Source organism: Methylocystis silviterrae, assembly GCF_013350005.1.
GTDB classification, from domain to species: domain Bacteria; phylum Pseudomonadota; class Alphaproteobacteria; order Rhizobiales; family Beijerinckiaceae; genus Methylocystis; species Methylocystis silviterrae.
Genome location: NZ_JABVWW010000022.1, coordinates 33,561 through 41,960 on the forward strand (window position 1 = coordinate 33,561; position 8,400 = coordinate 41,960).

Here is an 8,400-nt window from a genome sequence, read left to right on the forward strand (position 1 = left end):
TCGACGCGATCGCGAAAAGAGCGCGCGAACACGGTCACATAACTGTAACGTGGCGCGGTCCTATGAGCTGCGGCTACCCGCTGCTCAATCGGCTCGGACGCCGCTTGTCTCTCAGAACATCATGAGAAGCCATGACCGCAATGCCTAGTATCCAGACGCTCGACCGCCTGCCTCCAGTGGAGATGAACGGCCAGACCGTGGGGCGCTATCTCGTGACGTCCGTGCCTCTGGCCCGCTGGCAGGAGAGCGCCGGCGAGGCGCGGGGGCGGTTGATCGGCCAGCGTTTCGACGACGCCTCGCATGTTTTCGTGCTTGCCGAAGATGGTCGTCTGATTGGCGTCGTCGCCATACGCGATCTGCTTGGCGCGCCGGAGACGACGCCGCTGCATGACATTGCGCGAACGGCCGAAGCCTACAGCGTGCCGCTCGGCGCGGATCGCGAAGCTGCGGCGAGCGTCGCCATTCACTCGGGCCTGTCCATCTTGGCCGTCTGCGACGCCGAAGGAAGATTTCTCGGCGCCGTGCCGGCGCGCGCGCTCATGACGATCTTGCGCGACGAGCATCTTGAGGATCTGCATCACATGGTGGGCATCCTCGGCAAATCGGAGGCTGCAAGAGACGCATTGACGGCCGCGCCGCACCGTCGCGCGCTTTATCGATTGCCATGGCTGCTTGTCGGCATGGCCGGCAGCGCCGCGGCGACCGCCATGATGTCGCGCTTCGAAACCGCGCTCAGCGCGCATATCGCCGTCGCCTTCTTTATCCCTGCGATCGTCTATCTCGCGGATTCGGTCGGCACGCAGTCGGAAGTCGTGGTCATCCGCGGCCTGTCGCTGACCGATTCGGCGTTGCTGCCGCTCTTCGCCGGGGAGCTGGGCACCGGGGCGCTGCTCGGCGCGATGCTCGGCGGTCTCGCTTTCCCGATTGTCTGGTTCTTCTTTTCGAGCGTCGGCCTCGCCGCGACTGTCGGAATTTCGCTGGCGGTCGCGAGCACCATCGCAACGACGTTCGGATTTCTGATGCCCTGGATTTTCGCGCGGCTCGGCTATGACGCAGCGCTCGGTTCCGGCCCGGTCGCAACCGTGGTGCAGGACACGTTTTCGCTCTTGACCTATTTTGTCGTCGCTTCTTGGCTGGTGTTCTGAGCCGCGCGTTTAAGAGAGTGCGGCGGTCAGTCGCGACGCCTGAAGACGGCGACGCCGCAAGGTTCGAGAAGACACGAGCCGATCAGGAGAGTCTCTTCGCCGACCAGCGCCGAAATATCCGTCGTCGTCGCGCCGTAATTGAAAATGTAGCGCATCGCCCCATTGTCGCGGACGCGGATATCTTCCGGAAGATCGAGCGTCGATATGCCAGCGACAACGAAAACCCGTCTCAGCACGCTCTTCAGCAATTCTTCGTCGGGCCAACCGGCGAGATAAAAGACGTTGTCGGATCGCGCGAGCGCCGTTTCGCCGTCTTCCGATGTGAATTCGGGCGCGACGCTCTCGCCGAGAGCCAAGAATTCGCGCCACCGCACGAAAGCGCCTTGTCCGGAGAGCGTAATTCGTGCGCCTGGCCGAAGGCTTTCGACGCGTCTGACGCGAATGTCGATCACGCCTCGCAAAACTCCGGGAGGCAGTTCCGCAGGTATTTGAAAATCAGCCGTCTTCGATCCGGCGCGGGGACCGAGAAGGATGGTCGCGTCGCTTTTCGCCAGCGCCTCTGCGAAGTCGTCAGACGGCGCAAAAAGCGCGGAAGCGATGATCAGCCTTCGATCAGCGATCGCCGCCGCGGTCGGCGGTATGACGTCGATGGAGAGCCCCGCGCGCCGCAGCGCCCGATAGAAGCCCAAGACGAGATCGAAATAGGAGAAGTTCTGGCCTTGCGGCTCGATGCGCCACGCCCAGGCGCTTTCATAATCGAAGATCAGCGCCACTGGCGCGCGCGCTGTTTCGACATGCGCGTTGAGAGCGTCGAGTTCCTTCGAAATGTGCGCGACGACATCATAGGCTTCATTCGGCGCGGCGTTTGGCAGGAGCAGCCCCTCGTGCATCTGTTCTTGCGCGAAAGGCGCCTGCCGCCAGCGAAAATAACTCACCGCCTCGGCGCCGGCGGCGAAGGCTTCGAAGGTCCAGAGCCGCACGGCGCCTTTCGCGGGGGCCGGATTCCACGGCGCCCAATTCACCGGCCCCGGCTGCTGCTCCATCACCTGCCATCGGCCGCGCCCGCACGCGCGGTAGAGATCGTGATGAAAGGCCTGAAAGTCAGGATCGCCCACGCGCATGTAGCGCAGCTTGAAATCATCGTCGTGAGAGGAGCGTTCGAGAAAGCCGAGCGGATAGCTGTCCCACGCGGCGATATCGAGATCATCCGACAGCGCATAGTGATCAAAGTCGACGAACGCGCCCATGAAATTATGAAGGATCGTCGCGTCCGGCGCATGACGGCGGATGATCTGCGCTTGGCGTCGATTGAAGGCGACGACCTGATCGGATGAGAAGCGCTGAAAATCCATCAGATGCGACGGATTGGCTTCGGTGACGGTCAGGTTCGGCAGCTCAATCGCGTCGAAACTTCGATATTCCATCGACCAGAAGACATTGCCCCAGGCTTCGTTCAGCGTTTCGATCGAGCGATATTTGGCCTCGCACCATCGCCGAAACGCCTGCAGCGCGGCTGGCGAATAGCTCAGCACAGTGTCGTGGCAGCCATATTCATTGTCGGTCTGCCACGCCGCTACGGCGGGATGGCCGCCGAAAGCCCGCGCCAGATGCTCGACGATGCGCTCGCATTCTTGAGCGTAGCCTTCGTGGCTGAAACAATAATGGCGGCGCGAGCCGAATTTGCGCGGCCGCCCATCGGCGTCGAGCGCCGCCATCTCCGGCATCTTATCGACGAGCCATTTGGGCGGCGTCGCCGTCGGCGTGCCAAGCACGACCTTGAGGCCGGCGCGATCCAGCGCCTCGATGGCGCGGCTCAGCCATTCGAAACGATAAGCGCCATCGCTCGGCTCCAGCCGCGACCAGGCGAATTCGCCAATCCGCACAAAGGAGAGACCTATCTCCTTCATCATGGCCGCGTCCTCGCTCCAGCGTGACTGAGGCCAATGTTCAGGATAGTAGCAAACGCCAAGGCGTTGACGTGTCATGCGCGGACTATCATTTGATCCCCTACCGCCGATCCGATGCGGCGTCGCCTTGACGATTTGATGACAATGGGATTGTGGCCGGAATGGAGTCGAGGATCGAGCGAGATCTGGTTGCCGCCTTCCGCCGCAGTTTCGAGCGTGAGCCACGCCTCTTTCGGGCGCCGGGCCGCATCAATCTCATTGGCGAGCATACCGATTACAATGACGGCTTCGTCATGCCGGCGGCGCTTGATCTCTCGATCTGGGCCGCCATTGCGCCGCGCTCCGACCGCCGTTTGCGGATAGGCTCGCTTGTCATGAATGAAGTCGTCGAATTCGACCTCGACGACGCGAACGCACAGCCGCGCGGCGATTGGACCGATTATGTGCGCGGCGTCGCGATCTTTCTCCAACGCGCCGGTTACAAGCTGAGCGGCGCGGATCTCATCCTCGACGGAAATCTGCCCATTGGCGCGGGACTTTCGGCCTCGGCGGCGTTTGAAGTCGCCGCGGGCTTCGCGCTTTTGACGATTTCCGGCTGCGAGGTCGACAGAGTCGAACTCGCCAAAATCTGTCAACGCGCCGAAAATCAGTTCGTTGGCGTTCGCTGCGGCATTATGGACCAGTATATATCGTGCTGCGCCGTCGCTGGGAGCGCCCTGCTGCTCGACTGCCGCAGTCTCGTTTCGCGGAAGGTCGCGATAGATCCGAATGCGCGTCTTGTCCTTTGCGACACGATGGTGCGCCACCAGCTCGCGAGCGATGAATATAATTTGCGTCGCGCGGACTGCGAGCGCGCGGTCGCGATTCTCTCGACGCGGATCGATGGAATTGCGGCGTTGCGGGACGTGACATTCGCCCAATTGATGCGACACGCCGATGCGATGCCCGAACTCGTCTTTCGCCGCGCGAGTCACGTCGTTGGCGAGATCGACCGGACGTTGCGCGCCGCTGCGGCGCTGGACGCGGGGGACCTTAAGGAATGCGGCCGTCTCATGTATCTTTCGCATGAAAGTCTGCGCGACGATTATCAGGTAAGCTGCGCCGAGCTTGATCTCATGGTCGATATCGCCCGCAGCCTTCCGGGAGTCTATGGCGCTCGGATGATGGGCGGCGGATTTGGCGGCTGCACCATCAATCTTGTGAAAGCGAGCCGCGCGGAAGCCTTCGCGCAGGCGATGGCTGACAGATATCGCACAGCGACTGGCGTTACGCCGCCCATCCTCACCTGCGTGCCTGGTCCTGGCGCGGGCCCTGTCGGCGATTAGGAGCGGCTCGTGTCCCTGCTGAACAGCGCTTCGCATCGCCGACTCAATCAGCTCACGGGCGAGTGGGTGCTCGTCTCGCCGCATCGGACCAGTCGTCCATGGCAAGGCCAGGTGGAAAAGACCCACGATCCCGATCGACCTCGATACGATCCGACCTGCTATCTGTGCCCGGGAAATGCGCGGGCGAATGGCGGGCGAAATCCCAACTATGAAGGCGTTTTCGCCTTCGACAATGACTTCGCGGCGCTCACGCCGCAGGCGTCAGCGGAGGAGATCGTTCAAGACGGACTGCTTGTCGCGCAAAGCGAGCCCGGCCGATGCCGCGTGCTGTGCTTCTCGCCGCGCCACGATCTGACTTTATCGCGCATGACCGTTCCCGAGATCGTTCCCGTCATTGACGCATGGCGGGAGGAAACCATTAGTCTGGGCGAACTCGACGCGATCAACTATGTGCAGATTTTCGAAAATCGCGGCGCGGCGATGGGCGCGAGCAATCCGCATCCGCACTGCCAGATCTGGGCGACGCACAGCATTCCGAACGAAGCCGCGAAGGAATCGGAGCGCCAACGTGCATATCAGAAGCAGAACGGCTCCTGTCTGCTATGCGACTATCTCGCGCTCGAGCAAAGCCTCGGCGAGCGAATCGTTTGCGGCAACGATCATTTCGTTGCGCTTGTGCCGTTCTGGGCGATTTGGCCGTTTGAAACCATGGTGCTGGCCACAAGGCATATCGGCTCTTTTGACGATCTTACCGGAGACGAGGTTGAGGCGCTCGCCGAGATCCTTCAACGCCTGACGATTCGCTACGACAATCTGTTTGAAACCGACTTTCCCTACTCGATGGGATTTCACCAGCGCCCGACGGACGGCGCGCCACACGCCAACTGGCATTTTCACGCGCATTTCTATCCGCCGCTGCTGCGTTCGGCGAGCGTGCGGAAATTCATGGTGGGCTTCGAGATGCTGGGCGAACCGCAACGCGACATCACGCCGGAAACGGCGGCGGCGCGTCTGCGAGAGGTTTCCGAAACGCATTATCTCGACAAGCCCACACGATAAGCGGGATTCAGCGAGATGAGGAAAAGCGCGATCGCCGTCGAAGCCGCAGCGCAGCTCGTTCCCGACGGAGCGCGCGTCATGATCGGCGGATTTTTGGGCGTCGGGTCGCCTGAGCGGTTGATCGACGCGCTCGTCGCGCGTGGCGCGCGCGCATTGACGATCATCGGCAACGACACAGCCTATCCGACGGTCGGCGTCGGCAGGCTGATCGAAGCGGGATGCGTTGCGCGCGTGGAGGTCTCGCATATCGGCACCAATCCGACCACGCAGCGATTGATGAGCGCCGGCGCGATCGACGTGGAGCTCATACCGCAAGGCACGCTCGCCGAACGCATTCGCGCCGCGGGCAGCGGGCTGGGCGGCGTCCTGACGCCGACCGGCGTGGGAACGGTCGTCGCGCAGGACAAGCAGGTCATCGAGATTGACGGCGCGAGCTTTCTCATCGAGAAGCCGCTGCGGGCGGATTTCGCCCTGCTGCGCGCGCATGAGGCCGACTATTACGGCAATCTGACCTATCGTCTGACGGCCGCAAATTTCAACCCGGTCATGGCCTTCGCCGCGGACTGCGTCATCGTCGAACCCGACGAGATCGTCCCGGTTGGAGTCATTCCGCCCGACGCGGTGCGCACCCCGGGCGTGCTCGTCACGCACATCGTGGGCAGGGCGCGCTGATGGACGCTAAGGAAATCATCGCGCGCCGCGTCGCCCTGGAGCTGCGCGACGGCATGCTCGTCAATCTCGGAATCGGCCTGCCGACTCTCGTGGCGCGTTTCATCCCAAAGGGGATGTCCGTCGCCATGCAGAGTGAAAATGGCCTTATCGGATTCAGCGCGCCGCCGCCGGATGGAATGGAGAATCGCGATCTCATCGATGCAGGCGGCGGCTTCATCGCGGCGCTGCCGGGCGCCGCGAGTTTCGACAGCGCGACGAGCTTCGCGCTGATTCGAGGTGGCCATGTCGACATGGCGGTGCTTGGCGCGTTGCAGATCGACGCCGCGGGTCATCTCGCCAGCTGGATGATTCCGGGAAAGTTTACGCCGGGGATGGGCGGCGCCATGGACCTCGTCGCGGGCGCCAAGCGCGTCATCATAGCGATGCAGCACGTCGCCAAGGGCGAGCCGAAGATGGTCGAATCTCTGACCTTACCACCGACGGCGACGCGGCGCGTCAGCCTGATCGTGACGGAGCTTGCCGTCATTGAGCCGACCGATGAGGGGCTGGCGCTACGCGAACGCGCGCCCGGCGTCAGCGTCGCGGATATCGTCGCCTCTACTGGCGCGCGGCTGATCGTGCCGGAAGTTACGCCTGAGATGCCTCTCTGTCGCGATTAGCAGGCAGGCGTCGATACTTGATATCGACCACGCTCGATACAGGTATCGCTCTGGCCGCGTAGCGCACTTTGCGCAGCGGTCGTTAGCCTAAACGAAAGAGCAACCGATGAGTAAGCTGTTGATCTTTTCTCTTTCCGCCTTCATTGGCCTCGCCGCGTTCAATCCCGCGACAGCCCGGACGATGGACAAGCAGCGCACGGCCTGCGAGCGTGATTCCCACAAGTTCTGCGCGGCGGAAGAGCCCAATGCGATCGCCGTCGAAAAGTGCCTGCGCGCGCATATGAACGAGCTTTCAAGCGCGTGCAAACGCCAGTTCAAGGCAAAGCGCCGCTGATTCAGCGCGTCGCTTGAGGAATGCCGGCGCCGGCCGCGCATTCCGCCAAGGGTCGGGCGCCGTGAGGGTGCGCAGCTTCATTGCAGCGCCTTCGCAGGCCCACTAAACTGCCGGCCATGAATCGGCTGTCGAAAAGCGCCAAGGCGTGGGGCGCGTTGCTTGCCGCCAGCGCGCTGGCGTTGTGCGCTTGCGCCGTATCGGCGCGCGCCGCGCCCTGCGGATCGTCGGCGTCCGGTTTTAGCCAATGGCTCGAGGAGATGAAACGCGACGTCGCGGCGGAAGGCGTTTCGCAACGGACGCTCGACGCTGCGCTGACTGGCGTCGCCTATGATCACGCGGTGATTGGCCGCGACCGCGGACAGCGGATTTTTCACCAAAGTTTCGAGAAGTTTTCGAGTCGCCTGGTGACGCCCGCGCGCTTGAGCAAGGCGCGGGCGCTGCTTCAGCGGCACGCGGCCCTGCTCGCACAGATCGAGGCGCGCTATGGCGTTCCCGGAGCGGTGCTCGTGGCGATCTGGGGACTGGAAACGGGCTTTGGCGCCGACAATGGGCGCTTCAGGACGATGCAGGCGTTAGCGACGCTCGCCTATGACTGCAGGCGCTCCGCGCAGTTTCATGAAGAGCTGAAGCACGCGCTGAGAATCGTCGAGCGCGGCGATATGTCCCCGGCGCAGATGCGCGGCGACTGGGCTGGAGAAATCGGCCAGACGCAATTCATGCCTTCCTCCTATCTGAAATATGGCGTCGATTTCGACGGCGACGGCAGACGCGATCTCATACGATCCACGGCGGACGCGCTCGCGTCGACGGCGAATTTCCTCAAGGGCAAAGGCTGGCGCTCTGGCGCGGGCTGGAATGAAGGCGAGCCGAACTTCGCGATTCTGCTCGAGTGGAATCAGGCGCGCGTTTACGTAAAAACGATCGCCCTGCTGGCGACGAAGCTCACGGGCGCGCAGTGAGAGGCGTCGCGCTGTTCAGGCGCATCTCGAACGATCGCTGAACGATCCGCTATCGTAAATTTTAGCAAATTCTTCGTTGAAAAAGTTCGTTGTTCTAAATTTCGACTAGGCTATAAGGCTCACGGTTCCGCCGCCTCACCAGCGCAGGTTTTGCCATGCCTTACGCCTCAGTCTCGAAATTTCGCCGCGGCATATTCCTGCTTGCGCTTTGTGCGGGCGCGTTCGGCGTTTCGCTCTCCGCGCCGCAGAATATCTCTCTGGCCAGCTGGACGCCTCCAAAAACCTCTGGCCAAATCGGGGTTGAGTTGATTCACTTGGTCATGTCGCAAGGGGATCGCGG

8 protein-coding genes are annotated in these 8,400 nt (G+C 62.5%); 7 read left to right on the forward strand and 1 reads right to left on the reverse strand.

Translation table 11 applies throughout. The features are described from left to right. The first annotated feature begins 131 nt into the window (after positions 1-131). Entirely contained in the window at positions 132-1,145 is a 1,014-nt protein-coding gene (locus HUN39_RS16610; protein ID WP_232366165.1) for a magnesium transporter, read from the forward strand. 26 nt (positions 1,146-1,171) lie between these two features. On the opposite strand, the gene HUN39_RS16615 is transcribed toward HUN39_RS16610, so the two are convergent. Beyond that, positions 1,172-3,130 carry a beta-galactosidase gene (locus HUN39_RS16615; RefSeq protein WP_175095559.1) on the reverse strand — a complete coding sequence of 653 codons (1,959 nt, stop codon included), beginning with the start codon at positions 3,128-3,130 and terminating at the stop codon, positions 1,172-1,174. A gap of 83 nt (positions 3,131-3,213) precedes the next feature. Here HUN39_RS16615 and galK point away from each other — a divergent pair, with 83 nt between their 5' ends. From galK to HUN39_RS16645, 6 genes are all read left to right on the forward strand, one after another. Beyond that, entirely contained in the window at positions 3,214-4,377 is a 1,164-nt protein-coding gene (gene galK, locus HUN39_RS16620) for a galactokinase (protein WP_175095560.1), read from the forward strand. 9 nt (positions 4,378-4,386) lie between these two features. Continuing rightward, the gene (locus tag HUN39_RS16625) at positions 4,387-5,436 is read left to right on the forward strand and encodes a UDP-glucose--hexose-1-phosphate uridylyltransferase (protein WP_175095561.1); all 1,050 of its coding nucleotides are present in this window, start codon (positions 4,387-4,389) and stop codon (positions 5,434-5,436) included. Positions 5,437-5,451: 15 nt separating this feature from the next. Further along, positions 5,452-6,108 carry a CoA transferase subunit A gene (locus HUN39_RS16630; RefSeq protein ID WP_175095562.1) on the forward strand — a complete coding sequence of 219 codons (657 nt, stop codon included), beginning with the start codon at positions 5,452-5,454 and terminating at the stop codon, positions 6,106-6,108. Then, a complete protein-coding gene (locus HUN39_RS16635) occupies positions 6,108-6,767 on the forward strand; it encodes a 3-oxoacid CoA-transferase subunit B (RefSeq protein WP_175095563.1) in 660 nt (219 codons plus the stop codon). The genes HUN39_RS16630 and HUN39_RS16635 overlap by 1 nt, the downstream gene beginning before the upstream one ends. 106 nt (positions 6,768-6,873) lie before the next feature. Then, the gene (locus HUN39_RS16640) at positions 6,874-7,101 is read left to right on the forward strand and encodes a hypothetical protein (RefSeq protein WP_175095564.1); all 228 of its coding nucleotides are present in this window, start codon (positions 6,874-6,876) and stop codon (positions 7,099-7,101) included. A 116-nt stretch (positions 7,102-7,217) separates the two neighbouring features. Beyond that, positions 7,218-8,060, forward strand: a complete 843-nt coding sequence (locus tag HUN39_RS16645; RefSeq protein ID WP_175095565.1) for a lytic murein transglycosylase — start codon at positions 7,218-7,220, stop codon at positions 8,058-8,060. The last annotated feature ends 340 nt before the right edge of the window (positions 8,061-8,400 follow it).